30 protein-coding genes are annotated in these 24,861 nt (G+C 63.6%); 21 read left to right on the forward strand and 9 right to left on the reverse strand.

The window, feature by feature from the left end; all coding sequences use genetic code 11:
* Positions 1-1,069: 1,069 nt before the first annotated feature.
* Positions 1,070-2,137 carry a TraB/GumN family protein gene (locus tag NKH29_RS03015; RefSeq protein WP_023722719.1) on the reverse strand — a complete coding sequence of 356 codons (1,068 nt, stop codon included), beginning with the start codon at positions 2,135-2,137 and terminating at the stop codon, positions 1,070-1,072.
* Positions 2,138-2,221: 84 nt separating this feature from the next.
* Positions 2,222-3,160, reverse strand: coding sequence for a tyrosine recombinase XerC (locus NKH29_RS03020; RefSeq protein WP_352998989.1), 939 nt, complete (start codon positions 3,158-3,160; stop codon positions 2,222-2,224).
* A 115-nt stretch (positions 3,161-3,275) separates the two neighbouring features.
* On the opposite strand from NKH29_RS03020, the gene rimM reads away from it, so the two are divergent.
* Both rimM and trmD read left to right on the forward strand, forming a co-directional pair.
* A complete protein-coding gene (rimM, locus tag NKH29_RS03025) occupies positions 3,276-3,875 on the forward strand; it encodes a ribosome maturation factor RimM (protein ID WP_352859611.1) in 600 nt (199 codons plus the stop codon).
* Positions 3,872-4,570 carry a tRNA (guanosine(37)-N1)-methyltransferase TrmD gene (gene trmD / locus NKH29_RS03030; RefSeq protein ID WP_352845356.1) on the forward strand — a complete coding sequence of 233 codons (699 nt, stop codon included), beginning with the start codon at positions 3,872-3,874 and terminating at the stop codon, positions 4,568-4,570. Before rimM ends, trmD begins: the two co-directional genes overlap by 4 nt.
* Here the strand turns inward: trmD and NKH29_RS03035 are convergent.
* Positions 4,552-5,304 (reverse strand): sulfite exporter TauE/SafE family protein, encoded by a 753-nt coding sequence (locus NKH29_RS03035; protein WP_352998991.1) that lies wholly within the window; start codon positions 5,302-5,304, stop codon positions 4,552-4,554. The genes trmD and NKH29_RS03035 overlap by 19 nt on opposite strands.
* A gap of 367 nt (positions 5,305-5,671) precedes the next feature.
* Here NKH29_RS03035 and rplS point away from each other — a divergent pair, with 367 nt between their 5' ends.
* The 5 genes from rplS to leuC all read left to right on the forward strand — a co-directional run bounded on the left by rplS (position 5,672) and on the right by leuC (position 10,505).
* On the forward strand, positions 5,672-6,211 hold the full coding sequence (gene rplS / locus NKH29_RS03040; protein ID WP_023722714.1) for a 50S ribosomal protein L19: 540 nt from the start codon (positions 5,672-5,674) through the stop codon (positions 6,209-6,211).
* 257 nt (positions 6,212-6,468) lie between these two features.
* Positions 6,469-7,266 (forward strand): transporter substrate-binding domain-containing protein, encoded by a 798-nt coding sequence (locus tag NKH29_RS03045; protein WP_352998993.1) that lies wholly within the window; start codon positions 6,469-6,471, stop codon positions 7,264-7,266.
* 76 nt (positions 7,267-7,342) lie between these two features.
* Complete coding sequence (locus tag NKH29_RS03050) at positions 7,343-8,158, forward strand: amino acid ABC transporter permease (protein WP_352998995.1); 816 nt, start codon at positions 7,343-7,345, stop codon at positions 8,156-8,158.
* Between the two features lie 51 nt (positions 8,159-8,209).
* Positions 8,210-8,845 carry a class I SAM-dependent DNA methyltransferase gene (locus tag NKH29_RS03055; RefSeq protein ID WP_352859608.1) on the forward strand — a complete coding sequence of 212 codons (636 nt, stop codon included), beginning with the start codon at positions 8,210-8,212 and terminating at the stop codon, positions 8,843-8,845.
* A 250-nt stretch (positions 8,846-9,095) separates the two neighbouring features.
* The gene (gene leuC, locus NKH29_RS03060) at positions 9,096-10,505 is read left to right on the forward strand and encodes a 3-isopropylmalate dehydratase large subunit (protein ID WP_352998997.1); all 1,410 of its coding nucleotides are present in this window, start codon (positions 9,096-9,098) and stop codon (positions 10,503-10,505) included.
* 59 nt (positions 10,506-10,564) lie between these two features.
* Here leuC and NKH29_RS03065 read toward each other — a convergent pair whose 3' ends face one another.
* A complete protein-coding gene (locus NKH29_RS03065) occupies positions 10,565-10,876 on the reverse strand; it encodes a hypothetical protein (protein WP_352468075.1) in 312 nt (103 codons plus the stop codon).
* 161 nt (positions 10,877-11,037) lie between these two features.
* Here NKH29_RS03065 and NKH29_RS03070 point away from each other — a divergent pair, with 161 nt between their 5' ends.
* Together NKH29_RS03070 and NKH29_RS03075 are read left to right on the forward strand one after the other, a co-directional pair.
* The gene (locus tag NKH29_RS03070; protein WP_352998999.1) at positions 11,038-12,279 is read left to right on the forward strand and encodes a GGDEF domain-containing protein; all 1,242 of its coding nucleotides are present in this window, start codon (positions 11,038-11,040) and stop codon (positions 12,277-12,279) included.
* Between the two features lie 31 nt (positions 12,280-12,310).
* A complete protein-coding gene (locus NKH29_RS03075) occupies positions 12,311-13,531 on the forward strand; it encodes a GGDEF domain-containing protein (RefSeq protein WP_352999001.1) in 1,221 nt (406 codons plus the stop codon).
* Here the strand turns inward: NKH29_RS03075 and NKH29_RS03080 are convergent.
* Positions 13,515-13,874 carry a hypothetical protein gene (locus tag NKH29_RS03080; RefSeq protein WP_352917800.1) on the reverse strand — a complete coding sequence of 120 codons (360 nt, stop codon included), beginning with the start codon at positions 13,872-13,874 and terminating at the stop codon, positions 13,515-13,517. The two genes, NKH29_RS03075 and NKH29_RS03080, sit on opposite strands and share 17 nt — an antisense overlap.
* Positions 13,875-14,125: 251 nt before the next feature.
* Here NKH29_RS03080 and NKH29_RS03085 point away from each other — a divergent pair, with 251 nt between their 5' ends.
* From NKH29_RS03085 to NKH29_RS03120, 8 genes are all read left to right on the forward strand, one after another.
* Positions 14,126-14,497, forward strand: a complete 372-nt coding sequence (locus NKH29_RS03085; RefSeq protein WP_031195237.1) for a hypothetical protein — start codon at positions 14,126-14,128, stop codon at positions 14,495-14,497.
* A gap of 242 nt (positions 14,498-14,739) precedes the next feature.
* On the forward strand, positions 14,740-15,159 hold the full coding sequence (gene sdhC / locus NKH29_RS03090; RefSeq protein ID WP_292663224.1) for a succinate dehydrogenase, cytochrome b556 subunit: 420 nt from the start codon (positions 14,740-14,742) through the stop codon (positions 15,157-15,159).
* 1 nt (position 15,160) lies between these two features.
* Positions 15,161-15,556, forward strand: a complete 396-nt coding sequence (gene sdhD / locus NKH29_RS03095) for a succinate dehydrogenase, hydrophobic membrane anchor protein (protein ID WP_352643747.1) — start codon at positions 15,161-15,163, stop codon at positions 15,554-15,556.
* 3 nt (positions 15,557-15,559) lie between these two features.
* A complete protein-coding gene (sdhA, locus tag NKH29_RS03100) occupies positions 15,560-17,398 on the forward strand; it encodes a succinate dehydrogenase flavoprotein subunit (protein WP_352643748.1) in 1,839 nt (612 codons plus the stop codon).
* A gap of 326 nt (positions 17,399-17,724) precedes the next feature.
* Positions 17,725-18,162, forward strand: a complete 438-nt coding sequence (locus NKH29_RS03105) for a DUF3052 family protein (protein ID WP_352999004.1) — start codon at positions 17,725-17,727, stop codon at positions 18,160-18,162.
* The gene (locus NKH29_RS03110) at positions 18,162-18,941 is read left to right on the forward strand and encodes a succinate dehydrogenase iron-sulfur subunit (protein WP_023722699.1); all 780 of its coding nucleotides are present in this window, start codon (positions 18,162-18,164) and stop codon (positions 18,939-18,941) included. Before NKH29_RS03105 ends, NKH29_RS03110 begins: the two co-directional genes overlap by 1 nt.
* 6 nt (positions 18,942-18,947) lie before the next feature.
* Positions 18,948-19,760, forward strand: coding sequence for a nucleotidyltransferase domain-containing protein (locus tag NKH29_RS03115; RefSeq protein ID WP_023722698.1), 813 nt, complete (start codon positions 18,948-18,950; stop codon positions 19,758-19,760).
* Entirely contained in the window at positions 19,757-20,392 is a 636-nt protein-coding gene (locus NKH29_RS03120) for a YceH family protein (RefSeq protein WP_352481035.1), read from the forward strand. The genes NKH29_RS03115 and NKH29_RS03120 overlap by 4 nt, the downstream gene beginning before the upstream one ends.
* 9 nt (positions 20,393-20,401) lie before the next feature.
* Here NKH29_RS03120 and NKH29_RS03125 read toward each other — a convergent pair whose 3' ends face one another.
* From NKH29_RS03125 to NKH29_RS03135, 3 genes are read right to left on the reverse strand one after another with little or no spacing between them, the layout of a single operon-like run.
* Positions 20,402-20,911 carry a hypothetical protein gene (locus NKH29_RS03125; RefSeq protein ID WP_352999006.1) on the reverse strand — a complete coding sequence of 170 codons (510 nt, stop codon included), beginning with the start codon at positions 20,909-20,911 and terminating at the stop codon, positions 20,402-20,404.
* Between the two features lie 30 nt (positions 20,912-20,941).
* Positions 20,942-21,295 carry a hypothetical protein gene (locus NKH29_RS03130; protein ID WP_352494069.1) on the reverse strand — a complete coding sequence of 118 codons (354 nt, stop codon included), beginning with the start codon at positions 21,293-21,295 and terminating at the stop codon, positions 20,942-20,944.
* Positions 21,292-21,444, reverse strand: a complete 153-nt coding sequence (locus tag NKH29_RS03135) for a hypothetical protein (RefSeq protein WP_352917796.1) — start codon at positions 21,442-21,444, stop codon at positions 21,292-21,294. Before NKH29_RS03135 ends, NKH29_RS03130 begins: the two co-directional genes overlap by 4 nt.
* 180 nt (positions 21,445-21,624) lie before the next feature.
* On the opposite strand from NKH29_RS03135, the gene NKH29_RS03140 reads away from it, so the two are divergent.
* A complete protein-coding gene (locus NKH29_RS03140) occupies positions 21,625-22,584 on the forward strand; it encodes a helix-turn-helix transcriptional regulator (protein WP_352494071.1) in 960 nt (319 codons plus the stop codon).
* A gap of 311 nt (positions 22,585-22,895) precedes the next feature.
* Here NKH29_RS03140 and NKH29_RS03145 read toward each other — a convergent pair whose 3' ends face one another.
* Positions 22,896-23,321: an OsmC family protein gene (locus NKH29_RS03145; protein ID WP_352494072.1), complete on the reverse strand. Its 426-nt coding sequence runs from the start codon at positions 23,319-23,321 to the stop codon at positions 22,896-22,898.
* A gap of 236 nt (positions 23,322-23,557) precedes the next feature.
* Between NKH29_RS03145 and NKH29_RS03150 the strand changes: the two genes are divergently transcribed.
* The 3 genes from NKH29_RS03150 (at position 23,558) to NKH29_RS03160 (ending at position 24,797) form a co-directional block, all read left to right on the forward strand.
* Positions 23,558-23,794: a hypothetical protein gene (locus NKH29_RS03150; RefSeq protein ID WP_352917795.1), complete on the forward strand. Its 237-nt coding sequence runs from the start codon at positions 23,558-23,560 to the stop codon at positions 23,792-23,794.
* Positions 23,795-23,796: 2 nt separating this feature from the next.
* On the forward strand, positions 23,797-24,153 hold the full coding sequence (locus NKH29_RS03155) for a YciI family protein (protein ID WP_352999009.1): 357 nt from the start codon (positions 23,797-23,799) through the stop codon (positions 24,151-24,153).
* Positions 24,154-24,269: 116 nt separating this feature from the next.
* Complete coding sequence (locus tag NKH29_RS03160; protein WP_023722688.1) at positions 24,270-24,797, forward strand: hypothetical protein; 528 nt, start codon at positions 24,270-24,272, stop codon at positions 24,795-24,797.
* Positions 24,798-24,861: the final 64 nt, after the last annotated feature.

The raw sequence follows: 24,861 nt of genomic DNA on the forward strand, positions 1-24,861 counted from the left end.
GTTTAACTTCTCGATTGGTCATGGCACTTCCCCTTCCACGGGAATCGGTGATTGCAACGTCACCACCGTGCCATGGCCGCTCGCCCTTCAGAGCAAGCGCCGTTCTCTCTCCAAAACTTTTTGCAGAACCTTCAGGACACTATCCTTAGAGATTGGCTGAAACAGCCGCGATTCGTCATCCCAGGGCGGAGCAGGAGCGGAGCGATGTCGCGGAGACCCTGGGATCCATGCCGTTACCTAAGCGGCAGTGTTCCGGCGAACCAGAATCGAGTGCCTCTTCGCATCGGCTGGTAACCGGTGATTCTGCACCACTGCATTCTTCGGCGGATGTCACGGCATGGATCCCAGGGTCTGCGCTCCGCTTCGCGTTCGCTCCGCCCTGGGATGACGAGCCATCGACGGCTGTTCCCAAAAACAAAACGGCCCGCCTTTCAGCGGGCCGTTCATATATTAAGTCGGCAGTCTGATTACTGAGGGGCCGGTGCTGGTGCCGGGGCCGGGGCCGGGGCTGGCGCAGGGGCCGGAGCGGGTGCAGGTTCTGCCGGAGCGGGAGCCGGAGCGGGTGTTGCCGGAGCTGGCGCAGGAGCCGGTTCGGCTGGCTTCATCGGCTCGGCAGGTGCTGGAGCCGGAGCCGGTGTGCTGGCTGCGGGCGGTTCGGCAGGCGCAGGTGCCTCGCTACGTCTTCCAAAAACATAATAGGCGACAATTGCCAGGATAACGACGACCAGGGCAATCAGCCAGCCGCTGCCGCCGCCGCGTGGCCGTGCGGTACCCGGTGAGGTGAATGGGTCGTTCGGATTGGGTGTGTTCGCCATAAAAGTGTCCTCCGTGGATGAAAAACATCAAGTAATAGCCATCAACGTACAATCGTTGAATCGGTTTCACATTAGGCGTTGAAAACGCCGAAAACAGGGCAATTCTGATCCGGAATCGCTTGCAGGCATGCATTTCCACCGCAAAATGGGTTCGATCGAGCCAAACCGAACCTTTTTCAGTTTCTTGGCACGAAGCGCGGGTGGTCCGCCGGCGCGCCACGGCAATGATTCGGTGTGCAACTCCGCCGTGTTGTTCAGTTGACGGCGGTCACCGTGTAGCCGGTCTTGCGGAAACCCTCGACCAAGCCTTGCGCTCCGGGAAGGTGCATGGCGCCTACCGCCATGAAGACATTGCCGTGGGCGAGGATCGGCGCTGCACGATCGACCATCACCTTGTTGCGGCTGGTGATCATGGTCTGCTCGAATTCGGCGTAACCCGATTGGTCGTCGACCTGTTCGGGAATGACGGTCCGAAACAGCGGTACGTACATGCCAGTGTCGCCACGCCGGTAAAGCACGATCATGGTTTCGTTGACGTCGTTCACCTTGTCGCCAAGCTTCAGCGTATCGACCAGCCCCTTCAGGTGAAAGGCGATCGGCAGCGAAGCCATGGCGCGCAACTGGTCGGCGATTGTCTCCAGCCCCTCGACTGATTTGCCCGAAGCCTCGGCGTCCTTGGCAAGCTTGACGTCGAGCACCGGTGCGCCGCCAGCTTGGCGGGCGACTTCGCATGCAGGCAGCGCCACCATCGCCGACAGCAACCAGGGCTTCATCTTGGCGACGGTCGCTGGCGGGATGCCACGCGCATCGAGCGCCTTGTTGACCACCGCCGCATCCTGCGGCGACAGCAGCGACGAAAGCGTCGTCTTGTCGGTGAACATCATCAGATCCGGCTCTTTCAGCAGTGCGGCCATCATCTTCTGCTTGTCGAGCACTTCGGTGGTCTCGATGATGACGGTGCCAGCCGCATCGAATGCCTTCTGCGCGGCGGGCGGCAGCGTGGTGACGCGCGGGTCGGTAACGTGCATGGTGCCGAACAGGAAAGACGGTTTTTCGCCTGATTTTTCGAGCTTCCACAGCAGGCCCTTGCCGTTCGGCGTCACTGCCGCGTCCGCCTCGATCTTGCGGTAGGTGGCCGGGTCGTCCTTTTGCAGCGCCCCCAGCATATCGGTACCGGCGCAGACCGGGATCTCGGCGCGTGCTTTGCCTGCGGCGAGCAGCGCGATGATGAGGAAGGAGAGGAAAAACAGGGCGTTGAGCGCGACAAGCAGCTTCAACGACACATGGGTCGCGCGGTCGGCGATGGCGATGAGGCGTTTCATGCTGCGGTTCTAGGCGCAAAAAGCGGCAAAACGGTTAATCGGCGCATCAAAATTGTTGCGAGATGGCCACCAATCAAGCATCCATCACGCACGCGGATGAGCTGCTTCGTAAATCTCGAGCAGCCTGGCGCTGTCGACACCGGTGTATATCTGGGTTGTCGACAGGCTGGCGTGGCCGAGCAACTCCTGGATGGTGCGCAGGTCGCCGCCGCGCCCAAGCAGATGCGTTGCAAAGGAATGGCGCAGCGCATGCGGCGTCGCCGTGTCGGGCAGGTTGAGCGCCGAGCGCAGCTTGGCCATGTCGCGCTGAACGATTGCCGGGTTCAGCGGGCCGCCGCGGGCACCGCGAAATAGCACGCCCTTGGGATCGAGATGATAGGGACACAAGCGGCGGTATTCGGCAATCGCCCGCAGCGCCACCGGCAGCACCGGCACCAACCGCGTCTTGCCGCCCTTGCCGGTGACGCGCAGCACGGTCTCACCAGGCGAGGACAGATCGGCGCCCGACAGGCCGAGCGCCTCGGAAATGCGCAAGCCGGACCCATAGAGCAGGGTCAGCACGGCGGCGTTGCGCGCGGCGATCCACGGCTCCTCCGCCAGTTGGCCTTCCACCGAGACGACGTGTTTTGCATCGCTTGCGGTCAGCGGCTTGGGCAGCGATTTCGGCTGTCGCGGCGCGCGCAGGGCTGCCGCACCTGCCGCATTGGCGAGGCCGCGCCGTTCCAGGAAACGCAGCAGCGAGCGGATGCCGGCTAGGCCGCGCCCGAGCGTGCGGGCGCCGGCGCCCTCGGTACGGCGGGCAGCGAGAAAGCCGCGCAGATCGGCGGGGCGCAGATCGGCGATGTCGGAAATGCCGGGCGAGCCGCCGCAATGGCCGGTCAGGAAATGCAGCAACTGGCGCGTGTCGCGCTCATAGGCCTCGACGGTTTCGGGCGACAGCCGTCGTTCGCGCGCCAGCATCTTCAGCCAGGCCTCGCGCGCCGCCTGTAGATCGGGTTTTGCCGGTATGAGGAATTCCTGCATTGCGCTCTTCCAGTTCTCCGCCATCTTCCGGCACGCGGGTTAGGAAGCGGTGAAGAGCGGCATCATTGAAATGACGACGGGCTGGGGTTAGAGCAAGGCAAAGGATTTTCCGCAGATGAGCAAGCCGCAAAACCCCGTCCAGATGGCCGTGATCGGTGCCGCGCATGGCATCAAGGGCGAATTGCGCGTCAAGAGCTTTACCGGCGACCCGCTGGCGCTGGCCGATTACGGTCCGCTCTACGCCAGGGATGGCCGCGCCTTCCAGATCGTCGATATCAGGCCTGCCAACACGGTGGTGGTGGTGCGTTTCAAAGGCGTCAGCGATCGCAATGCCGCGGAGGCGCTTGCCGGCACCGAATTGTTCGTCGACCGTTCGGTGTTGCCGGATGAGGGCGAAGAGGATGAATTCTACCATGCCGACCTCGTCGGGCTGGAGGTCAAGGATGACACTGGTGCGGTCATCGGAAAGGTCGTCGCCGTGCATAATTTCGGCGGCGGCGACATTCTCGACGTGACGCTTGCCGAGCGCAAAGGCGTGCTCATCCCGTTCACGCAGGCCGCCGTTCCGGAAGTGTCGATCGCCGGCGGCTTTGTCCGCATCGATCCGGCCGCCGCAGGGTTGGTCGAGAACGAGGACGGCGAGCCTGCCGGTGACGACGGTTTCGACCCCAAGGGCAGGCCGCGCGGGCCGAGGGACGCCGGAGGCAACCGGTGAGTTTTTCGGCTTCGGTGCTGACGCTCTATCCCGAGATGTTTCCCGGCGCGCTGGGCCTGTCGCTGGCCGGGCGCGCGCTCGAGACCCGCATTTGGTCGCTCGAAACGATCCAGATCCGCGACTTTGCCCGCGATCGTCACCGGACCGTGGACGACACGCCGGCCGGCGGCGGCGCCGGCATGGTGATGCGGGCAGACGTGCTGGCCAGCGCCATCGACCATGCCTCGCCGCCGGGCGATCCACGTCCGCGCCTGCTGATGAGCCCGCGCGGCAAGCCGCTGAACCAAGCACGCGTGCGCGAGCTCGCCGCCGGGCCGGGTGCGGTGATCGTCTGCGGCCGCTTCGAAGGCGTCGACCAGCGGGTCATCGAATCGCGAGGCCTCGAGGAAGTCTCGATCGGCGACTTCATCCTGTCCGGCGGCGAGCCGGCGGCACTTGTGCTGTTAGACGCCGTGGTGCGGCTGCTGCCCGGCGTCATGGGCAATGCGGTGTCGGGCGACGAAGAGAGCTTTGAGAACGGCCTGCTCGAACATCCGCACTACACGCGGCCGCAGGAGTTCGAGGGCCGGCCGATCCCGGAGGTGCTTACTTCGGGCAATCACAAGAAGATCGCCGCCTGGCGGCGGGCCGAGGCGGAAAAGCTGACGAAAGAGCGAAGGCCGGATCTTTTGGCCGCTCAGCCCTTGTCGAAATAGTAAAACGCCAGGAACAGGCCGACCGCGATGACGAAGCCGCGCACCGCGTTCTGTGGCACGCGCCTGGCGATCCAGACGCCGGCATAGCCGCCCAGCGCGCCGCCTGGGATCATGATGATCGCCTGCAGCCAGGCGATGACGCCGCCGGAGACAAAGACCAGGATGGCGACCGCAGCTATGACAACGGCCAGCATGTTCTTCAGTGCGTTCAGCCGGTGATAGTCGCCGGACTGGGTGAGGCCGAGCGTCGCCAGCATCATGACGCCCATGCCGGCGCCGAAGAAGCCGCCATAGACGGCGGTGGCGAACTGCGCCAGCGATCCGACCAGCGAACCCACCGCGGCCTCATGCTCCGGCTTGGGCGCCGGCTTCAGCCATGGCCCGGCAGCGAACAACGCCGTCGCCGCCAGCAGCAGCCACGGCACCAAGGCGCGGAACGCCGGGTTGTCGAGCCCTAGAAGGATGAGCGCGCCAGACAGCGCACCGAAAGCCGAAATGAGGCTGAGCAGCAGTGCGCCGCGCCAGAAATGCTTGATGTCGTGCCAATAGGCGAGCGTCGAGGTGATGTAGCCAGGAAATTGCGTCACCGACGATGTCGCATTGGCGACGATCGGCGGCAGGCCGGCCAGGGTCATGGCGCCAAAGGTTATGAACGTGCCGCCGCCGGCAACTGCGTTGACCGCGCCTGATAGAAAGCCGGCGAGAAAGAGCAGGACCGCGTCCAAGATTGACATGAGGGGTGTCGTCGCTGGAGGAAAATGCTTATCTTCCGGCTTAGAAAGCTTGACGCGCGGGCGCAACCCCCTGGACCACAAGCGATCATGGGATTGCCACAGCGGGCGCCAGTCAAAAGAAGCAGCGCCAAAAAAGAAACAGCGAAGGCGTGACAAAGCGCCGAAATAGCTGTATGTGCGCGCCGAACCGGAAGAAAATCTGCCAAGAGCGATCTTCTGGCCCGTCAACAATGACGGTGTAGTCGCCCCTGCCCGATGTTCTCGAACAGACGTTCTCGAACGAAGGGCATAGCCGAGCGGTCGATGCGACTGCAAGGCGAGTGTCGGACGCTCTGACTGTCGGAAGAACAAGAAGTGGATTTATGAGATGGATATCCTCCGTCAGCTCGAGGCCGAGCAGGCCGCCAAGATCGAAGCCAAGCGCAAGCTTCCCGAATTCCAGCCCGGCGACACCGTGCGCGTCCAGGTCCGCGTGACCGAAGGCACCCGCACCCGTGTCCAGGCCTATGAGGGCGTCGTCATCGCCCGCGCCGGCGCCGGTTTCCAGGAGAGCTTCACCGTTCGCAAGATCTCCTACGGCGAAGGCGTGGAGCGTGTGTTCCCGGTCTATTCGCCGATGGTCGAGGGCGTCGAGATCGTGCGCCGCGGCAAGGTGCGTCGCGCCAAGCTGTATTACCTGCGCGATCGTCGCGGCAAATCGGCCCGTATTTCGGAAAACACCGGCGTGCGCGCCCGCAAGCTGAACGACGAAGAGCGCGATGCGCTGAACGCCGAGAAGGCGCGCATCGAGGCCGAGAAGGTGGCCGCCGCCCAGGCGCTGGCCGCCGAGAAGGCAGCGCAGGACGCCGCCGAGAAGAAGGCCGCCGACGAGGCAGCCAAGGCCGCGGAAACAGCTGCCGCCGAATAAGGCGTCTTCAAAACCCATGTTTTCGGAAAGGCGGCTTCGGCCGCCTTTTTGTTTCGCGAGGTGGATTCGATTTGCCAGTCCCGCAATCGATACGGATCGTTCCGTAATGCCGTCGTTGAAAGCATCGGAAATCCATTTTCGTGCCGAGCGGCGCATCGGAGCGGCTTGCAAGGCGCCTGCGGAAAGCTAAAGTCGGCGCCGGATTTTCCTGCATGCCTCGGCCGATCGAGGCGGTTCAGTTCCTGGGGAGCATAGTCATGATCAATTCGAAACTGCTGCTGGCCGGCCTGCTGGCTTGCCTTCTTGTGCCTGTCGCGGCTATGGCGCAGGCGTTGCCCGACCTCGGCGGCAAGAAAGTGGTGGTGGTGACGGAAAACGCCTATCCGCCGCTGCAGTTCATCGATGCCAAGACCGGCAAGCAGATCGGCTGGGAATATGACGCGATGAACGAGATCGCCAAGCGGCTGAATTTCAAGGTCGAGTACCAGAATACTTCCTGGGACGCGATGATCCAGGCGGTTTCCGACAACCAGTACAACATTGGCATGACCGGCATCACCATCAAGGACGACCGCAAGCAGAAGGTCGATTTCTCCGACCCGTATATGCGCTCGGAACAGTTCATGCTGGTGCGCGGCGACGAGAAGCGCTTCAGCGATGCCAAGACGTTCGCTGCCTTCAAGGACGGGCTGATCGGCGCGCAGGCCGGTACCACGCCGTTCTACACCGCGGTCTACAGCGTCCTCGACGGCAATGAACAGAATCCGCGCATCAAGCTGCTCGAGACATTCGGCGCGACGGTGCAGGCGCTGAAGTCCGGCGACGTAGACGTCGTGCTCACCGACGGCACTGCCGGCAAGGGCTATGTCGATGCGTCCAATGGCGGCCTTAAGCTGATCGGCGGCCCACTCGGCACCGAGGATTTCGGCTTCATTTTCCCCAAGGGCTCCGACCTGGTGAAGCCGGTCAACGCGGCAATCGCCGCGCTCAAGGCCGACGGCACGCTCGACGCGCTCAACAAGAAGTGGTTCCTCGACTACAAGATGGGGCAGTAGGACTTTTGTCGCGGGTGCCCGGTGATGCGCGGGAACTCGTGCTGACTCTGGGCGACTCTGTCACCGGTATTGCTTGATGCCGCCGGCGCCCCCAGCCTCCGCCAGATCCGACTTCCCGTGGTGGCTTGCCGTGGCCGTGACGATCGCCTTGGCCGCCGCCATCTTCATCGCCGCCAGCGACCTCTATGCCCAGGTGTTCGCGACCGTCGCCAAGGGCATCGGCGTCACCATCTTCGTCACCGTGGTCGCCTTCACGCTGGCTTGCGCCATCGGGCTTGGCGTGGCGCTGATGGGGCTGTCGGGCTCACGCTGGCTCAGCCAGATCGCCCGCTTCTACGTCGAGATCATCCGCGGCGTGCCGATCCTGGTGCTGTTGTTCTGGATCGCCTTTGCTGGCGCGCCGGCCTTCGTCGCGGCATGGAACGCGCTGACGGCGCCGCTGCAAAGCGCCGGCCTGTTCGGTGAGCTGCTGGTACGCGACGTGTCGCTGCTATGGCGCGCCATCATGGCGCTGACCATCGGCTATTCCGCTTTCATCTCGGAGGTCTTCCGCGCCGGCATCCAGGCGGTCGAGAAGGGTCAGATCGAGGCGGCGAAGGCGCTCGGGCTGACGCGCACGCAGCGCTTCCGGCTGATCGTCTTTCCGCAGGCGATCCGCACCATCCTGCCGCCGCTCGGCAATGATTTCGTCGCCATGGTCAAGGATTCCTCGCTGGTCTCGGTGCTCGGCGTCGCCGACATCACCCAGATGGGCAAGATTTACGCCGCCGGTTCGTTCCGCTTCTTCGAAACCTATTCGATCGTCGCCTATATCTATCTCATCCTGACCGTCGGTCTGTCGCTGGCGTTGCGGGCGCTGGAGAAGCGGCTGCGGCACCAGCATGGGGAATAGAAGACAGGCGAAAACGGCGCTACCATCGAACGAATGCGACCGGGGAGAACCATGATCATCGACAAAGCCAATGCGGCGCTGGAAGCGGTCTACACGGCCGACACGCCTGAGGCGCTCGCCAAGGCCTATGCGCAATGGGCTGCGACCTATGACGGCGAAACCGCGGCGCTCGGCTATCTCCTGCCGTTCCTGATCGCCGCCTGGGTGACGCGCCACGTGCCGTCAGGCGAAGGGCCGCTGCTGGACGCCGGCTGCGGCACCGGCCTGTCGGGGCCGTCGCTCAAGGCGCTCGGCTACCACGACATTGCCGGGCTCGACCTGTCGGAGGACATGCTGAAAATCGCCGGCAGCCGGCAGGCCTACAGCGAGCTGAAACAGGCGATGCTCGGCGGGCCATTGCCCTGGGCGGACGGGTATTTTCGCGCCTTCTTCTCGACCGGCGTGTTCACCATCAGCCACGCGCCGGCGTCCGGCCTGCGTGAACTGGTACGCATCACCAGGAAGGGCGGCCACGCCATCTTCACCGTCCGTGACCAGGTATTTGAAAGCGGCGGGTTTCAAGCCGTGTTTGACGAACTGGAGCAGGCGAAAAAATGGCGGCCGGTCGAGGAGAGCCCATGGTTCCGCTGCTATGCGATCGCCGAGCCCGACGCGCTGGTGAAGACGTTTGTGTTCGAGGTGCTGTGAAGCGCCTGCGAAGGCCGCCACGATTGCTGAAAAGCCAAAACATTGATAAGAGCAGCGCCATGGAAGAGCTTTTTGGCGATCCGGCCTATAAGGGTTTCGTGCTGCAGGACAGAAAACGCCTGCCGTCGCGATTTTCGGCGCGCGTCTGCGGGGCGCTGACCAGCCGACTTAGCTAAGGCAGACTCGCCAGGCTGTTTCGCCGGGCCGACCGGCGTCCTTTTCCTTTTTTTAAATCGACGGATTTACGCGAATGAGCGCACCGCGCACCCTCTACGACAAGATTTTCGACGACCATGTGGTCGACCGCCAGGACGACGGCACCTGCCTGCTCTACATCGACCGCCACCTCGTCCACGAAGTCACCAGCCCGCAGGCTTTCGAAGGCCTGCGCATGACCGGCCGCAAGGTTCGGCATCCGGAAAAGACGCTGGCCGTGGTCGATCACAATGTGTCGACCTCGCCGGAACGCAAGTTTGGAATCAAGAACGAGGAAAGCCGCATCCAGGTCGAGGCGCTGGCCAAAAACGCCAAGGATTTCGGTATCGAATACTATTCCGAGAAGGACATCCGCCAGGGCATCGTCCACATCATCGGGCCGGAGCAAGGCTTTACGCTGCCCGGCATGACCATCGTCTGCGGCGACAGCCACACCTCGACGCATGGCGCGTTCGGCGCGCTGGCGCATGGCATCGGCACCTCGGAAGTCGAGCATGTGCTGGCGACGCAGACGCTGATCCAGCGCAAGGCCAAGAACATGCTGGTGCGTGTCGACGGCGCGCTGCCGGAAGGCGTCACCGCCAAGGACATCATCCTCGCCATCATCGGCGAGATCGGCACGGCCGGCGGCACCGGCTATGTCATCGAATATGCCGGCGAGGCGATCCGTGCGCTGTCGATGGAAGGCCGCATGACGATCTGCAACATGTCGATCGAAGCCGGCGCGCGCGCCGGCCTGATCGCGCCCGACGAGACCACCTTCGCCTATGTCAAGGACAAGCCGCGCGCCCCCAAGGGCGAAGCCTGGGATGCCGCGCTCGCCTATTGGAAGACGCTGCAGTCCGACGAAGGCGCGCATTTCGACAAGGTGGTCGTGCTCGACGCGGCAAAGCTGCCGCCGATCGTCTCCTGGGGCTCCTCGCCCGAGGACGTCGTTTCGGTCCAGGGCATCGTGCCGAACCCGGACGACATCACTGATGAGAACAGGCGCACCTCCAAGCAACGCGCGCTCGACTATATGGGCCTGACGCCGGGCACCAAGATAACCGATATCGAACTCGACCGCGTCTTCATCGGCTCCTGCACCAATGGCCGCATCGAGGATCTGCGCGCCGCCGCCAAGGTGATCGAGGGCAAGAAGGTCAATCCGCGGGTCAGCGCGATGATCGTGCCCGGTTCCGGCCTGGTCAAGGAACAGGCCGAGGCCGAAGGCCTCGACAAGATCTTTGTCGCCGCCGGCTTTGACTGGCGCGAGCCGGGCTGCTCGATGTGCCTTGCCATGAACGACGACCGGCTGAAGCCGCATGAGCGCTGCGCCTCGACCTCGAACCGCAATTTCGAAGGGCGCCAAGGCTTCAAGGGCCGCACCCATCTGGTGTCGCCGGCAATGGCGGCGGCAGCAGCGATCGCCGGCCATTTCGTCGATATCCGCGAGTGGAAATAGCGCAGGCGCGCGCAGTCGGATATGAGTTGCCCGAGCCGCAGTGCGGTTCGGGCATTTCTTCAGCCGGGGCGCCTGACGAATTCGTGGAATCCCTCACGGCGGCCGGGTTGGTCCTTTGCGACGACCAGCGCCAGTTGGCGCTCGTCGAAGAGCTTGAACCATTCGTCCCATTCGACCAGTTCATAGCCGCCGGCATTGACCGGGCGTTCGGCCTCATCCTGGTCCTGGTAGGCATGCTGGCCGAAAACCAGCCTCAGCATGGGCTGCGTTCCGGCTTCAGGCGACACGTCGACGATCGCCGGAAAGCCGGCGCGCGCCGCGGCCCATGAGCGAATTGCATCGTGATCGGTCAGCATGATCGTGTCGGCCATCGGAGCGTCTCCTGGTTGCCGTCGTGAAACGCCGCTCGCCGTTCGCGGTTCCGCCCAGCGGCTTTGTCGACGCACCTGTCGTATATTCGCTTTCGCTTAACCGCTTGTTTGGGCTTCCGCTCTAACGTCTCCTGAGGGGAAGCGAGGGGAAATTACAGCGCTTGGACACCGGCCTGCTCATAGCGCTGCTCAATCCAGGCATCGCCCTTACACTCGGCGCGGCATTTCTCGTGCTGTGGTTCTATCAGCGCCACCGTCCCTATCTGATCGTGCTGGCAGCGGGCTACTCGGCCTCGGCCGCAGGCTTCCTGCTCCAGTATTTCACGCTGCCGGTCGGAATGGCGCCGACCAAGCTCATGTCCATCCTATGCTTCACCTTCGCGACCTGCTGTCTCGCCGGCGCGGTCATCGCGCGCTACGGGCGGCGCGTGCCGTATCCAGCGATCGGCATTCTGGCGGGCGGCGGCCTGGCCGCGGTCTCATGGTTTCTCTTTGCCCGGCCGGATATCACGTGGCGGATCCTTGCCATCAATTTCAGCTTCGGCGGCATCAGCCTGGTTGTCGCCGCCGAGTTGCGCGTGGTGCGCAACAACGGCCCGACGGAGATGATCCTGTTCGTGCTGTCGCTGCTTTCCGGCCTGAACTTCCTGGCGCGGACCCTTGCTGTCGTCATCGCGCATGGGCCGTTCACCAGCTATGAAGGGCTTTACACTTCGTCCTACTGGACGACGGCGCTGCTGTCGCATGCATTGCTGTCGCTGCTCATTGCACTCTGCCTGTTCGGCGCCGCCGCGCTCGATGTGATGAAGGCCCTGAAGACAGAAACCCTGACAGACCCGCTGTCGGGCTTGCTCAACCGCCGCGGTTTCGAGGAACGCGCCACGCTGGTCCTGCAGCACTGTGCCACGGCGCGGTTGCCGGCGACGCTGGTGCTGGCCGATCTCGATCATTTCAAGGCGCTGAACGATCAGCATGGCCACGCAGCCGGGGATCGCGTCATCGCCGACTTCGCCGCCAAGCTTCTATTGGCTGCAGGCACGGGCGGCGTTGCCGGCCGCATCGGCGGCGAGGAGTTCGCCGTGCTTTTGCCGCTCAGCGACCTTGGCGCGGCAAGACTGTTTGCCGAAACCATTCGCACGCTCTATTCGGCGGGCAGAATCGACGGGCTTCCGCCCGACACAAGAGTGACCGCGAGCTTCGGCGTGGCCGCCCGCACTAGCGACGAAGGGCTGGACCCGCTGATGCGGCGCGCCGACGAAGCGCTCTACAAAGCCAAAGGAAATGGCCGCGACAGCGTGTGCCTGTCCTATCAGCGGCTGAAACGGTCGTCCTTCCCAATCGGACCGGTGCCGGCGGAGCGTCAGCGGCGGCGTCGAATTAACGTCTTTTTCGCGCCTCGGTGATTTGCTGTTCGGCGGGGAGTGCCAAAACGCCATGGGCAGCGCTAATTTCATCCTGGTGATCAACCTGTTCGTTGCCGGGCTGCTGGCGGCGGCCTTCATGACGATCGCGGTCTATGACGCCGGACGGGTGTCGGCGCGCTGGCTGGCGTTCGGCTATGTGCTCGGCATGGCCTATTTCGCCATCGAGTTCAGCATTCCCGCCTTCGACAATGCGCGCCCCGTGGTTGTCGCCGCCTTTGCCGCTTTCCTTGGCGCAACCGTCGCCTTCAATGGCGGGCTTGCCCAGAAATACCGCGTTTCGCCGCCTTGGCCGCCGATGCTGTTCTTCCTGGTCTTCGCCACCGTGGCGGTCTACGTCGTACAGGACCTGCAACGTCAATCCTTTGTGCGCATGGCGGCCTACCAGTTTCCCTATGCGGCCATGCAATTCACCGGGCTGACGATCGTCTTGTCGTCCAGGCAAAGACGCGAGCGGCTCGACTATATGCTGATGGCTGTCCTGGCAGCCAGCACCTTGCAGTTCGCCAGCAAACCCTTCATCGCCCATGCGCTTGGCGGCTGGGGCGCCAACCCGCAATCTTATGCGCAGACCAGCTACGCGTTGGTGTCGCAGTCTATCGGCACCGTGTTCGGCCTGGCGCTTGCGCTGGTGACGTTGGCTATCCTGGTCCGCGACGTGCTCGCCGAGGCGACGTCGAAATCGGAAACCGATACGCTTTCACGGCTGCTCAACCGTGGCGGCTTCGAGCGCCATGCCGAGATCGCACTGCGCGACGCCATGCGGCGGGCTGTCTCGGCGGCACTGGTCATTGCCGATCTCGACCATTTCAAGCGCATCAACGATACGTACGGCCACGCGTCCGGCGATCGGGTCATCGAGACCTTTGCCGGTTTTCTCCGCGATGCCGCGGCCGACCATCATGTCGCCGGCCGGATCGGCGGCGAGGAATTCGCTATTTTCCTGCCGGGGACCAACCTCGCCGCCGCCCGGCTCTTCGCCGAGGGCACGCGTACCGCCTTCGGTGCCACGCCCATCGACTGCCTGCCGGCGGATCATCGCTGCAGCGCCAGTTTCGGCGTTGCCGAGCTTGGTTCGGGCGAAAGCTTTTCCGACCTGCTGCGGCGCGCCGACAAAGCGCTCTATCAGGCGAAGGGCAGCGGCCGCGATTGCGTGCGTGTCTCGGCCGGGCCGGCTGCTGCCCAGCCGGCGCCGGCGACAAACGGCAGCGCGGCCGTCAGCGGCACGGGCTGAGCTCCGGCATCTCGCCGTCGGAGAGGCCGTACATATAGCTGCGGCCCTTCACGAAAACCGGCGGCCTGTAGCAGTCGCCGTTTCGGACCTCATCCGAGTCGTTTTCATAGATCACCTCGGGCTGGCCGGCGCTGGTGTAGTCGGACAATTCCTTGGCGAGCTTGCCCTCGCCGACGAGGATGCGCTTGTAGCCGGCGGCGCTTTCGATGACCAGGTTGCCGAAGGAATCGGCATAGACGCGGTCGTGGTGGCGCGTTCCGGCGAATGTCGGTGCGGCGATGCCGACGGCGAGCGCCGCCAATAGGAACCCGCGAAGGCACGATCTTGCTGAATTCGAATGCATGGCGAGCTGCTCCATTGCTGAGAGGCAAGCCTCCTCGAATCAGAAATTAACCTTTTATTAACCTTTGTTAAGAGGGCAACCGCCGCCGCCGCGAGGTCTCGGAAAACATGGTTAATATTCGAGCGGCCACCGGCCATCATTCGGCCATGCTTGTTCCCACCATCGCCGGCATCGAGCGCGACTCAAAAAGCATGAAATCCGGCGGCTTGCCGGGGCATCGCGGCCGGTTTCGAGGCGCGGGGAAGCAGCATATGAGATTACGCCGCACGTTTCGGATAGCGCTGGCCGTCTCCTCGCTGCTGGCTGCCGCCGCCTGCACGCCGCAGACCAGTGCGCCCAAGCTCGGGAATACAGTGGCCGCTTCTGTCGCGATCGCTCCAACCGAATCGACACCGCAGCCGCGCACGGCGACCTACAAATGCGCCGACGGGAGCATGATGACCATCGAGAATCTCGGCACGTCGGTGCGCGTGCTCGGCCCGGACGGCACCAGCTCCGAGCTGCCGGCCTCACCCGCCAATCAGACCAGCCGGTACGGCGAGGCGCATGACGCAATCGTGATCGACGGGCGCGACGCATTGGTGATGAAGGGCGGTGCCTCACCGGTGGCCTGTACACGCTGATCGACCCGGCGCGGCAGCCATATTTTGCAGTGCAGCGACATTGTGCCGGCTCAAGGCCACAGCCCTAATCGATTGAAGCTGAAACCTTCGCTTTCATCAGACTAAATTACGTTTTCAAAACGGTTTTCCGGCTTTGACGCGGTGCAAAAAGAGCATTAGAAACCGGCTGTCCGAAGTCGCAACCGGAAGCGGTAATGCCGCATTTCCACCTGAGGCTCCAGAGACGCCGAACTGGGGGAGCCATGAGCAAATCACCAGCCACCCGCGAATTTGCCAGACGCGAACGGCCGCTTTCGCCGCACCTGACCGTCTATCGGCCGCCGATCACCATGACGATGTCGATCGTCCACCGCATCACCGGCGGGGCGCTCTATTTCGGCACGCTGCTGGTCGCCCTGTGGCTGATGGCGGCGGCGAGCTCGGAGGCGACCTTCAATGCCGTCAACTGGGCCTTCGGCTCGTGGCTGGGACGGCTGGTGCTGTTCGGCTACAGCTGGGCACTGATGCACCACATGCTGGGCGGTGTGCGCCATCTGATCTGGGACACTGGGGCAGGGCTGGAAAAGCATACCGCCTCGAGGATCGCCTGGGCGACGCTGGCCGGCTCGGTCACGCTGACGCTGCTGATCTGGATCGCCGGCTACATGGCGCGAGGAGCCTGAGATGAGCGGCAAGAACACCGACATGCGCACGCCGCTGGCCAAGGTCCGCGGCCTCGGTTCGGCCCGCGAGGGCACCGGCCATTTCTGGCGCCAGCGGCTGACGGCGATCTCCAACATCCCGCTTGTCCTGTTCTTCGTCGGCTTCCTGATCGCACTCAACGGCGCCAGCTATCTCGAGGTGCGCGCCGCACTTGCCAATCCGTTCGTGGCACTGGTGCTGGCGCTGGTGCTGCTGTCGGTGCTCTACCACATGCGGCTCGGCATGCAGGCGATCATCGAAGACTATGTGCATGGCGAAGGCACCAGGCTGGCGCTGCTCGCGCTCAACACATTCTTTCCCGTAGTCGTCGGCGTCGCTTCGGTCTTCGCGCTGCTTAAACTGGCATTTGGAGGCTGATTTTTGGCCAAGGACGCGAAGAACGCCAATACGGCTTCCGCCTATAGCTATGTCGACCACAAATTCGACGTCGTGGTCGTCGGCGCCGGCGGTGCCGGCCTGCGTGCGACGCTCGGCATGGCCGAGCAGGGCCTGCGCACCGCCTGCATCACCAAGGTTTTCCCGACGCGCTCGCACACGGTCGCCGCTCAGGGCGGCATCGCCGCCTCGCTCGCCAATATGGGCCCCGACAACTGGCAGTGGCATCTCTTCGACACGGTCAAGGGCTCGGATTGGCTGGGCGATACCGACGCGCAGGAATACATGGTGCGCGAGGCGCCGGCGGCGGTCTATGAACTCGAGCATTACGGCGTTCCCTTCAGCCGCACCGAGGACGGGAAAATCTACCAGCGGCCGTTCGGCGGCATGATGATGAATTTCGGCGAAGGGCCGCCGGTGCAGCGCACCTGCGCTGCCGCCGACCGCACCGGCCACGCCATGCTGCATACGCTGTACGGTCAGTCGCTGAAGCACAATGCGCAGTTTTTCATCGAGTACTTCGCGCTCGACCTGATCATGGAGCCGGACGGCACCTGCACCGGCGTCGTCGCCTGGAACCTCGACGACGGCACCATCCACCGTTTTTCGGCCAAGATGGTGGTGCTGGCGACCGGCGGCTATGGCCGCGCCTATTTCTCGGCCACCTCGGCGCATACCTGCACCGGCGATGGCGGCGGCATGGCCGCACGCGCCGGCCTGGCGCTGCAGGACATGGAGTTCGTGCAGTTCCACCCGACCGGCATCTACGGCGCCGGCTGCCTGATCACCGAGGGCGCGCGCGGCGAGGGCGGCTATCTCGTCAATTCCGAAGGCGAGCGCTTCATGGAGCGCTACGCACCGTCGGCCAAGGACCTTGCTTCGCGCGACGTGGTCTCGCGCTGCATGACGCTGGAGATCCGCGAAGGCCGTGGTGTCGGCCCGAAGAAGGACCACATCTTCCTGCATCTCGACCATCTCGACCCGGCCGTGCTGCACGAGAGGCTTCCGGGTATTTCGGAATCGGCAAAGATCTTTGCCGGCGTCGACCTGACCAAGGAGCCGATCCCGGTGCTGCCGACCGTCCATTACAATATGGGCGGCGTGCCGACCAATTACTGGGGCGAGGTGCTCAACCCGACCGCCTTGAACCCGGACCAGGTGTTGCCCGGGCTGATGGCCGTCGGCGAGGCCGGCTGCGCCTCGGTGCACGGCGCCAACCGCCTGGGTTCGAATTCGCTGATCGACCTGGTGGTGTTCGGCCGTGCGGCGGCGATCCGGGCCGGCAAGGTGATCGACCGCACATCGGCGATCCCCTCGCCAAACGAGGCCGCCGTCGAAAAGATCATGGACCGCTTCGACCGGCTGCGGCACGCCAACGGCTCGACGCCGACAGCGGTTTTACGCGAAAAGATGCAGAAGGCGATGCAGGAGGACGCTGCGGTGTTCCGCACCCAGGAATCGCTGGAAAGCGGCTGCAGGCGCATTTCGCAGATCTGGGGTGAACTCGGCGACGTCAAGGTGTTCGACCGCTCGATGATCTGGAACTCCGACCTGGTCGAGACGCTGGAGCTGGAAAACCTGATGGCCAACGCTATCACCACCGTCTATGGCGCCGAAGCGCGCAAGGAAAGCCGCGGGGCGCACGCGCGGGAGGACTTTTCGGCCCGCGACGACGCGAACTGGCGCAAGCACACGCTGGCCCGGCTCAACGAGGCCGGCGAGGTGGCGCTCAGCTACCGGCCGGTGCACACCGAGACGCTGCTCAAGGAGGCAGACGGCGGCATCAATCCGGCCAAGATCGCGCCAAAGGCCAGGGTGTATTGAGATGAGGCTGCTGGCGGTCGCGATGCTTTCCATTGCCGTCAGCGGCTGCGCAACGTCGGCTGATACCGTCTATGTTTATGATAACGCTGATAAAATATCAAAGTCAGTGAACGACATCCCGGTTTGGAGGGACGCCTCCAGCGCGCAATCGTCAAACAGGTTTTGGTTCGAGAAAGGCAACGGGCCGGTTAGTTGCGTGGTAGGGGACGGGCATTTGCCAGCCCGGGCCGCGAGAAGGCAAATCGTGGGGAAAGCCGTGGAAGTGCGCGTATACGGCAGTTGTACGGGATTCGTAAATTCCCTTTACGTTCACGCGGAGAAATAGGGTGGCGTTGACGACAACGGGATATTCCGGCACGCCCCTTCCGGCCAAGCTCGGCCTGAAGGACGGGATGATTGCCGCCTTCGTCGCCTTGCCGCCCGAGCTGGACGACCTTGCCGAAGCAGTGGACTTTGCCGAGCTCGACCGGCTGGCCAACTGGTCAGCGATTTCAGGCGTTCATGAGAAATACGATGCCGTGCATGCTTTCGCCCGGCGGCGTGTCGAAATCGAGGACCGTCTTGGCGACGTAGAAGCGGCGATTAAGCGGCACGGCATGGTTTGGGTGTCGTGGCCAAAGAAGGCATCGAAAGTGCCGACCGACGTCAGCGAGGACGTTATTCGTTCCGAGGCGCTGAAGCTCGACCTCGTCGACGTCAAGGTCGCCGCGATAAACGAGATCTGGTCCGGGCTGAAGCTCGTCATCCGAAAGGACCTGAGGTAATGGTCGAACTCACGCTTCCGAAAAACTCGAAGATCATGGCCGGAAAAACCTGGCCGAAGCCGGAGGGCGCGACCAACCTGCGCGAATACCGCATCTACCGTTGGTCGCCGGACGATGACGAGAACCCGCGCATGGACACGTATTTCGTCGACATGGACGATTGCGGGCCGATGGTGCTCGACGCGCTGCTCTGGATCAAGAACAAGATCGACCCGACGCTGACGCTGCGCCGTTCCTGCCGCGAAGGCATTTGCGGCTCCTGCGCCATGAACATCGACGGGTCGAACACGCTGGCCTGCACCAAGGGCTGCGACGACATTTCCGGCGCGATCAAGGTCTACCCGCTGCCGCACATGCAAGTGGTCAAGGACCTTGTGCCCGACCTCACCAATTTCTACGCCCAGCACGCCTCGATCGAGCCGTGGTTGAAGACGGTGTCGCCCGAGCCGGCCAAGGAATGGCTGCAGAGCCATGAGGACCGCGAAAAGCTCGACGGGCTCTACGAGTGCATATTGTGCGCCTGCTGCTCGACCTCCTGCCCGAGCTACTGGTGGAACGGCGAGCGCTATCTCGGCCCGGCGACGCTGCTGCAGGCCTATCGCTGGCTGATCGATTCCAGGGACGAGGCAACGGGCGAGCGGCTCGACAATCTCGAAGACCCGTTCCGGCTCTATCGCTGTCACACGATCATGAACTGCGCCCAGACCTGCCCCAAAGGGCTCAACCCGGCCAAGGCGATCGCCGAGATCAAGAAGATGATGGTGGAGCGACGGGTTTAGCAGCAGATGAAGCAGCTACCTGCCGATTTTTCATCTGACGCCGTCGCGGCGATCCGGGCGCGACTCGATGTCGTGCGAACGCAAGGCGTGACGATCCTGTTCGCCATCGAAAGCGGCAGCCGCGCCTGGGGGTTCCCGTCTCCCGACAGCGACTATGACTGCCGTTTCGTCTATGTCAGGCCGGCATCGGATCACCTTGTGTTGGAACAGGCACGCGACGTGATCGAATTTCCCATCGAAGGCGAGATCGATGCCGGTGGCTGGGATCTGCGCAAGGCCTTGCTGCTCGGGCTCGGCGGCAATGCCGTCATCGTCGAATGGGCAAAATCATCAATCGTCTACGAAGAGGTCACGGGATTTCGGCGGCGCCTTCTCGACCTGCTTGCCGAGATCGTCGATCCGGCAAAAGTAGCGCGTCACTATCTCGGCCTGGCGCGTTCACATGTTGCCAAGATCGGCAGCTTTTCCGGCGAGGTGAAGCTGAAGAAGCTGTTCTATCTCATTCGACCACTGGTCGCGTTGGACTGGATGGAGCAGCGCGGCCTCGCCGGTCTACCGCCGATGAACCTTGGCGAGTGCATCGACCAGATCGAGATGCCAGCGCAGGCAAGCGATGAAATCCGCAGCCTGATCGACCGCAAAAGCCAGACGCGGGAAATGGGGACCGGTCTCATCCCGACGGCGATCGCGCGCTATCTTGAGGCGCGCTATGGTCACCACGAAATGAACCTTGCCGGCGTGATCCGGGATGAAGCCCGCCAGGCGCGAAACCGTGTCCTTGCAACCGACTTTTACCGCCGGGAGGCTGAACTTCAATGAGCGATGAGCTTCCCATCCTCTCCCCCATCGAGGCGCGTGTGCTCGGCTGCCTGATCGAGAAGAAGGAGCTGACGCCCGACGTCTATCCGCTGACGCTCAATGCGGCACTTGCCGCGGCCAACCAGAAGACGGCGCGCGAGCCGGTGATGTCGGTCGAGCTGGCCGAGGTCAGGCGGGCGCTTGGCCAGCTGGAGCAGAAGGGCCTGGTCAGGCAGGTGTTCGCGTCGCGCGTCGAGCGCTACGAGCATGTCGTGGCGCAGCGCTTTTCCCTGACCTCGGCGCAGATCACGCTGCTCGGCCTGTTGCTGCTGCGCGGCCCGCAGACGGCTTATGAATTGCTGGCACGAAGCGAGCGCATGGCGCGGCTGCCGTCGATCGACGAGCTCCGCGGCAATCTCGATCTGCTGATCGGCCGCAGGCCGCCGCTGGTGCAGCAGATCGACCGCGGCCCGGGCCAGCGCGAGGACCGTTATGTCCAACTGCTCAGCGGGCCGGTGCAGCTGTCGGCTGCCGCGGCGCCCCAGCAATTGCCCTTGCCGGCCTCGGATCTGGAAATGCGCGTGCAGGCCCTCGAGCAGGAGGTCGCGGCATTGCGCGCCCGCCTCGACGCGCTGACCGGGGAGGGGCACTGAATCGCGACCTCACCTCCTGCTGTAGACGCCGCTCGCCTCGCCCCCCGGATCGACCAGCCGCAACTGCCGGCCATTCAGCTGCCAACTCAGCGAGACCGGCTTCAGGTCGCCGGCGCCGAACTTCCAGGTGCCGGTCAGATCGGGCCGGCAGCCATTGACGGATTTGTAGGTTCCGGCCTTAGGCGTGAAGACCAGCGTCGAGCCGTGCACGGTCGTCGTGCCCGTCTTCAGCGTCAGCGACTGGATTTGGCCGCAGCCGTCGACCAGCGAGGATTCGAACAGCGCATATTGCGTGCGCCCGTTGGCGCTGAAGGTGAAGGAGATGCTGCCGCCGCTGCCCGGCGCACAATGGCCGAGCGTCGTGCAATAATCGCCGCTGGCGACTGCAAAGCCCCATTTGCCGACAAGTGCTGGTGGTATCGAGCCCTGGCGCGAACGGGCTGTCCGCCCCTTGCCTTGGCCGGCGGCATCGGCCGGGCCGACGGCCAGGCAACCGGTCAGGCCCCGCCAGTGTGACAAAAACCGCCAGGCGCGCGGGTGAGGAGCCGGTCAGCATCCCTTGTTCGCGATAAGCTTGTGCAGATGGGCAAGCCGCGTGGCTATGACATTGTTGACGATCGCCATCTTGCCGGGGGGTGCCATGCCGCCATATTTCTTCGGCGAAGGCCCATGGTTCCTGGCCTCCTCGTAGCCGGCGGCCTGTTGCCGCAACTCGGCACAGGACATGCCGGCATATTTCGCCTGCTCCTGCGGGCTGATGACACCCGATTGCGCCATGCCGATGGAGTTTGCCGCCGCCATGCCGCCGAGGCCGACAGCCGCGGAAATCGGATTGAGGCCGACGCAGCCGGAAAGGCCAAGGCACAGCATCGGCGCCGCCAAAAAAGCATATCGCAGGCTCATGGCTGACGCTCCCTGATGCGCGGCGGCAGCTTCAGGTCGCGATGATCGGTGGCGGTTTTTCCGAGCGCAAGCGACAGGAGATAGACGCGCGGATTGAAGCCCGCCGAGGCGACCGCCGACAGCGTCCTGAGCAGTTGCAGGTGATACATCGAACCCCCTTGTGGTGGTCATTGCCGATGGATTTCCGGTTTTGGAAACGGGCTGCAAACTACGTCCGATGAGACAAGCCGGCTTGGACGAGACGGCCCTAAAAACGGCCTAAACGGCCCTGTATTGACGTTTCAGGGGGCTCGGCGCATATCAGCGCGCTCTCGGGCTGGGGGATGCCGATGAATGCGACGACCTCGTTCAGGCTGATGACGGACGCGTTTCCGGAGCAAGATCGCGTCGAGGTGATGCGCGAGGTCTACGGCCGCACGGTCCTCAAGGTCGAGCTCGATCCGCTCGCACCGACGCGTGTCGACATGAAAGTGCGTGCGCTGCCCGGCCTCGGCATTGCCACCGGCACTTCCTCGGAATTCCGGGCGCATCACTCGATGCCGCTGATCGACAGCGACGACCTCATCCTGTTGGCGGCGCTCGATGGCGCGAGCGTCATGAAGCATCGCGGCCGCGAGGAACCGATCGGCAACGGCCGGGCGCTGATGATGAGCGGCGAAGAGGTCGGCCTCAACCTCATCCAGCCCGGCGGCATGCGCTTCGTCAATATGAGCTTCTCGCTGAGGCAGCTTTCGCCGCTGATCGGCGATCCGGCTTCGGTGCTTATGCAGCCGTTGCCGACCACGAGCGGGGCGATGCGGCTGCTGCTCGACTATGTCCAGTCGATCCAGGATGCAGACGATGCGCTGACGCCGGAAACCTGGCAGCTGGCCGCGACTCACATTTTCGACCTTGCCGCGCTTGCCATGGGGGCGACCAGGGATGCCGCCGAAATTGCGCGTGGCCGCGGCGTGCGGGTGGCGCGACTGCGCGCCATCAAGGCCGATATCCTCGCCCATGGCGGGCACGGCGAGCTGTCGGCCGAAGACATCGCCGCCCGCCACCATCTCTGCGCCCGCTATGTGCGAAAACTGTTCGAGAGCGAAGGCACGTCGCTGTCGGACTTCATGCTGCGCCAGCGGCTAGTGCGCGCGCATCGCATGCTGGGCGATCCTTCTCATGCCGACCGCAGCATCACGGCAATCGCCTTCGATGCCGGCTTCAACGACCTTTCCTATTTCAACCGGGCGTTCCGCCGGCGCTATGACGCGACGCCGTCGGACGTGCGCGCTGCGGCCTTAAAGAACTGACATTGGGTTACGCCCGGGCATGATGGGAGCCCGTGGGGCCCCCGACTCTCAAGACTGGGTTCCTCGCCCACCGCGAAGCGGGGGAGAGGTGGCCGCGAAGCGGCCGGAGAGGGGGCTTCATAGAGCGCGGTTCCCCTCTCCGTCTCGGCTTCGCCGAGACACCTCTCCCCACTGTCGTGGGGCGAGCAACCCAAGCTGGAATAAAGCCGCGATCTTCCCTCTATCCTGCCAGCCCCCCGCAAGGGAGATCGGATGGCCGCTATGCTGTCGCCAATCATCGACTGGCTGTTCGATGCAGGTTTGCTTACGGCTCACCCGAGACTGGCGTCGAGCGATACTTTGATGGCGCCGAGCGCTTTCGAGACTGGGCATTCGGCCTTGGCCTTTTCGGCCAGTTCCTTGAACTTGGCGGCATCGATGCCCGGCACCTTGCCGACCAGCGTGATCGCGCTGCCGGTGATGCCGGTGCCGGGGACCAGCGTTACCACGGCCTTGGCGTCGAGCTCGGCAGCCGGAGTGCCGTTCTCGGCGAGGAAATGCGAAAGCTGCATGGCGTAGCAGCCGGCATGGGCGGCGGCGATCAGCTCTTCCGGGTTGGTGCCGGATTTGCCGCTCTCGTCCTCGAAACGCATCTTGGCAGAATAGGGCGTACCTTTCAGCGTCCCGCTCTGGGTTTCGAGCGTGCCTTTGCCTTCCTTGAAACTGCCTTTCCAAACGGCGTTGGCGGTGCGGTCCATCAATTCCTCCTTGATTGTCGTGATTGAGCCCGTGATCGGCATCCAGTCGACTATAGCGCGCGCTGGAGCGAAGGCCACCCGCGCTTTCGTATCGGCGGCAGCGTGACACATCATGGTCAAGCAAAAAAATCGCTCGGGAAAAAAATCGCGAAAAAAATATGCGTGCAAAAATGTCGACTTCCATCTGTCCCGGCCGTCCTGCGGGCCATGGAATTGGTGGCTGGATGGAGGATCACATGAACAATCTGTTTTCTGCTCACTGGACAAACACCAGCCACAGGGCCGGTGAACAACAAGCCGACTGGTCGCGCCTGCCGCCTTCCGGCTTCGGCCGGCTGCTTGCGGCGATTGCCATTATCGGGATTGCGGTGTCCTTTCTGGATTATGCAGCGGGGCTCGATCATACAGCGGGCAAAGGCCCGGCCGAGATTTCCCTAGCCTCGGCTGCCGCTTCAACCCAGGAATGGAGGTAAAGATGAAATACGTTTGCCTGGTCTACGGCGAAGAAAAAGATCTCTACGCAATGACGCCTGCGAGGCTGGCCAAGCTCGACGCCGATTCGCTGGCCTATGACAGGTCGGTGGCGCAAAGCGGCCGGCTGATCATCGCGCAGGCGCTGCAATCGGTGCAGACGTCGAAGACCGTGCGCCGGCGCAAAGGCAAGCGGCTGGTCACGGACGGCCCCTTCGCCGAGACCAAGGAGCAGTTGCTCGGTTTCGTCATGATCGAGGCCGGGGACCTCGACGAGGCGCTGGAGATCGCCGGCGGCATTCCGCTGGCAGAAATCGGCACGATCGAGGTGCGGGCGATCTACAATGTGCCGGGGTCGTAGAGATGTCGGCGGCCGGCGACTGGCGCAGGCTTTCGTTTCTTCAATTGACGCAACTTTTGCGTGTTGAAGCGAAACGACACTTCTCTTATCGTCGCCTGAGATTGGGGATCTTGGGCATGCATATATTGATTGCTGCAATCGGCCTGCTGGGGGCAGCGGCGTTCTGGTGGTACCGGCTGAAGACCATGAACGACGCGGCGCGTGAGGTTGCCGACGTCGTTGGCCGCGTCCAGGGCAATGTCCGCCGCAAGAAACTGCGCAAGCAGGCGGCGCTCTCGCCGTTGACGGCGATCGACGATCCGGTCGTGGCGGCGGCGACGCTGATCACCGCCATTGTTTCCGAGCATGGTCCGGTGCTGCCGCAACGCGAAGCTGCCATTCGATCGGTGATCTCGGAGATTGCCGACAAAAAGCAGACCGATGAAGCGGTGATCTACGCCAAATGGGCGGCCTCGCAAATCGACGATGCCACGGTCGTCATCGACAAGCTGGCACCGTTCCTGCGCGAACGCCTCGACGCGGCTGAAAGGAACGATCTGCTACAGATGGTCAGCCGTGTCACGGAAGTCGGCGGGCAAAGCCAGCAGATTTCCGACCAGCGCATGCTCCGGCTGCGCCAGAAGCTCGGTTTCGAGGTCAATTAGGGTGTGCTGATATTCAGGTGATGCCGGCCTGCAAAGGGTGGCTTCCTGCGCTTCCTATTCTCAC

The organism is Mesorhizobium sp. M1295 (genome assembly GCF_040318135.1).
Classification (GTDB): domain Bacteria; phylum Pseudomonadota; class Alphaproteobacteria; order Rhizobiales; family Rhizobiaceae; genus Mesorhizobium.

Excerpts from the sequence above, each read along its gene's own strand:
- NKH29_RS03015 (WP_023722719.1), bottom strand. The coding sequence starts at position 2,137 with ATGAAACGCCTCATCGCCATCGCCGACCGCGCGACCCATGTGTCGTTG.
- NKH29_RS03020 (WP_352998989.1), bottom strand. The coding sequence starts at position 3,160 with ATGCAGGAATTCCTCATACCGGCAAAACCCGATCTACAGGCGGCGCGC.
- rimM (WP_352859611.1), top strand. The coding sequence starts at position 3,276 with ATGAGCAAGCCGCAAAACCCCGTCCAGATGGCCGTGATCGGTGCCGCG.
- NKH29_RS03035 (WP_352998991.1), bottom strand. The coding sequence starts at position 5,304 with ATGTCAATCTTGGACGCGGTCCTGCTCTTTCTCGCCGGCTTTCTATCA.
- rplS (WP_023722714.1), top strand. The coding sequence starts at position 5,672 with ATGGATATCCTCCGTCAGCTCGAGGCCGAGCAGGCCGCCAAGATCGAA.
- NKH29_RS03045 (WP_352998993.1), top strand. The coding sequence starts at position 6,469 with ATGATCAATTCGAAACTGCTGCTGGCCGGCCTGCTGGCTTGCCTTCTT.
- NKH29_RS03050 (WP_352998995.1), top strand. The coding sequence starts at position 7,343 with ATGCCGCCGGCGCCCCCAGCCTCCGCCAGATCCGACTTCCCGTGGTGG.
- NKH29_RS03055 (WP_352859608.1), top strand. The coding sequence starts at position 8,210 with ATGATCATCGACAAAGCCAATGCGGCGCTGGAAGCGGTCTACACGGCC.
- leuC (WP_352998997.1), top strand. The coding sequence starts at position 9,096 with ATGAGCGCACCGCGCACCCTCTACGACAAGATTTTCGACGACCATGTG.
- NKH29_RS03065 (WP_352468075.1), bottom strand. The coding sequence starts at position 10,876 with ATGGCCGACACGATCATGCTGACCGATCACGATGCAATTCGCTCATGG.
- NKH29_RS03075 (WP_352999001.1), top strand. The coding sequence starts at position 12,311 with ATGGGCAGCGCTAATTTCATCCTGGTGATCAACCTGTTCGTTGCCGGG.
- NKH29_RS03080 (WP_352917800.1), bottom strand. The coding sequence starts at position 13,874 with ATGCATTCGAATTCAGCAAGATCGTGCCTTCGCGGGTTCCTATTGGCG.
- NKH29_RS03085 (WP_031195237.1), top strand. The coding sequence starts at position 14,126 with ATGAGATTACGCCGCACGTTTCGGATAGCGCTGGCCGTCTCCTCGCTG.
- sdhC (WP_292663224.1), top strand. The coding sequence starts at position 14,740 with ATGAGCAAATCACCAGCCACCCGCGAATTTGCCAGACGCGAACGGCCG.
- sdhD (WP_352643747.1), top strand. The coding sequence starts at position 15,161 with ATGAGCGGCAAGAACACCGACATGCGCACGCCGCTGGCCAAGGTCCGC.
- NKH29_RS03110 (WP_023722699.1), top strand. The coding sequence starts at position 18,162 with ATGGTCGAACTCACGCTTCCGAAAAACTCGAAGATCATGGCCGGAAAA.
- NKH29_RS03115 (WP_023722698.1), top strand. The coding sequence starts at position 18,948 with ATGAAGCAGCTACCTGCCGATTTTTCATCTGACGCCGTCGCGGCGATC.
- NKH29_RS03120 (WP_352481035.1), top strand. The coding sequence starts at position 19,757 with ATGAGCGATGAGCTTCCCATCCTCTCCCCCATCGAGGCGCGTGTGCTC.
- NKH29_RS03130 (WP_352494069.1), bottom strand. The coding sequence starts at position 21,295 with ATGAGCCTGCGATATGCTTTTTTGGCGGCGCCGATGCTGTGCCTTGGC.
- NKH29_RS03135 (WP_352917796.1), bottom strand. The coding sequence starts at position 21,444 with ATGTATCACCTGCAACTGCTCAGGACGCTGTCGGCGGTCGCCTCGGCG.
- NKH29_RS03140 (WP_352494071.1), top strand. The coding sequence starts at position 21,625 with ATGAATGCGACGACCTCGTTCAGGCTGATGACGGACGCGTTTCCGGAG.
- NKH29_RS03145 (WP_352494072.1), bottom strand. The coding sequence starts at position 23,321 with ATGGACCGCACCGCCAACGCCGTTTGGAAAGGCAGTTTCAAGGAAGGC.
- NKH29_RS03150 (WP_352917795.1), top strand. The coding sequence starts at position 23,558 with ATGAACAATCTGTTTTCTGCTCACTGGACAAACACCAGCCACAGGGCC.
- NKH29_RS03155 (WP_352999009.1), top strand. The coding sequence starts at position 23,797 with ATGAAATACGTTTGCCTGGTCTACGGCGAAGAAAAAGATCTCTACGCA.
- NKH29_RS03160 (WP_023722688.1), top strand. The coding sequence starts at position 24,270 with ATGCATATATTGATTGCTGCAATCGGCCTGCTGGGGGCAGCGGCGTTC.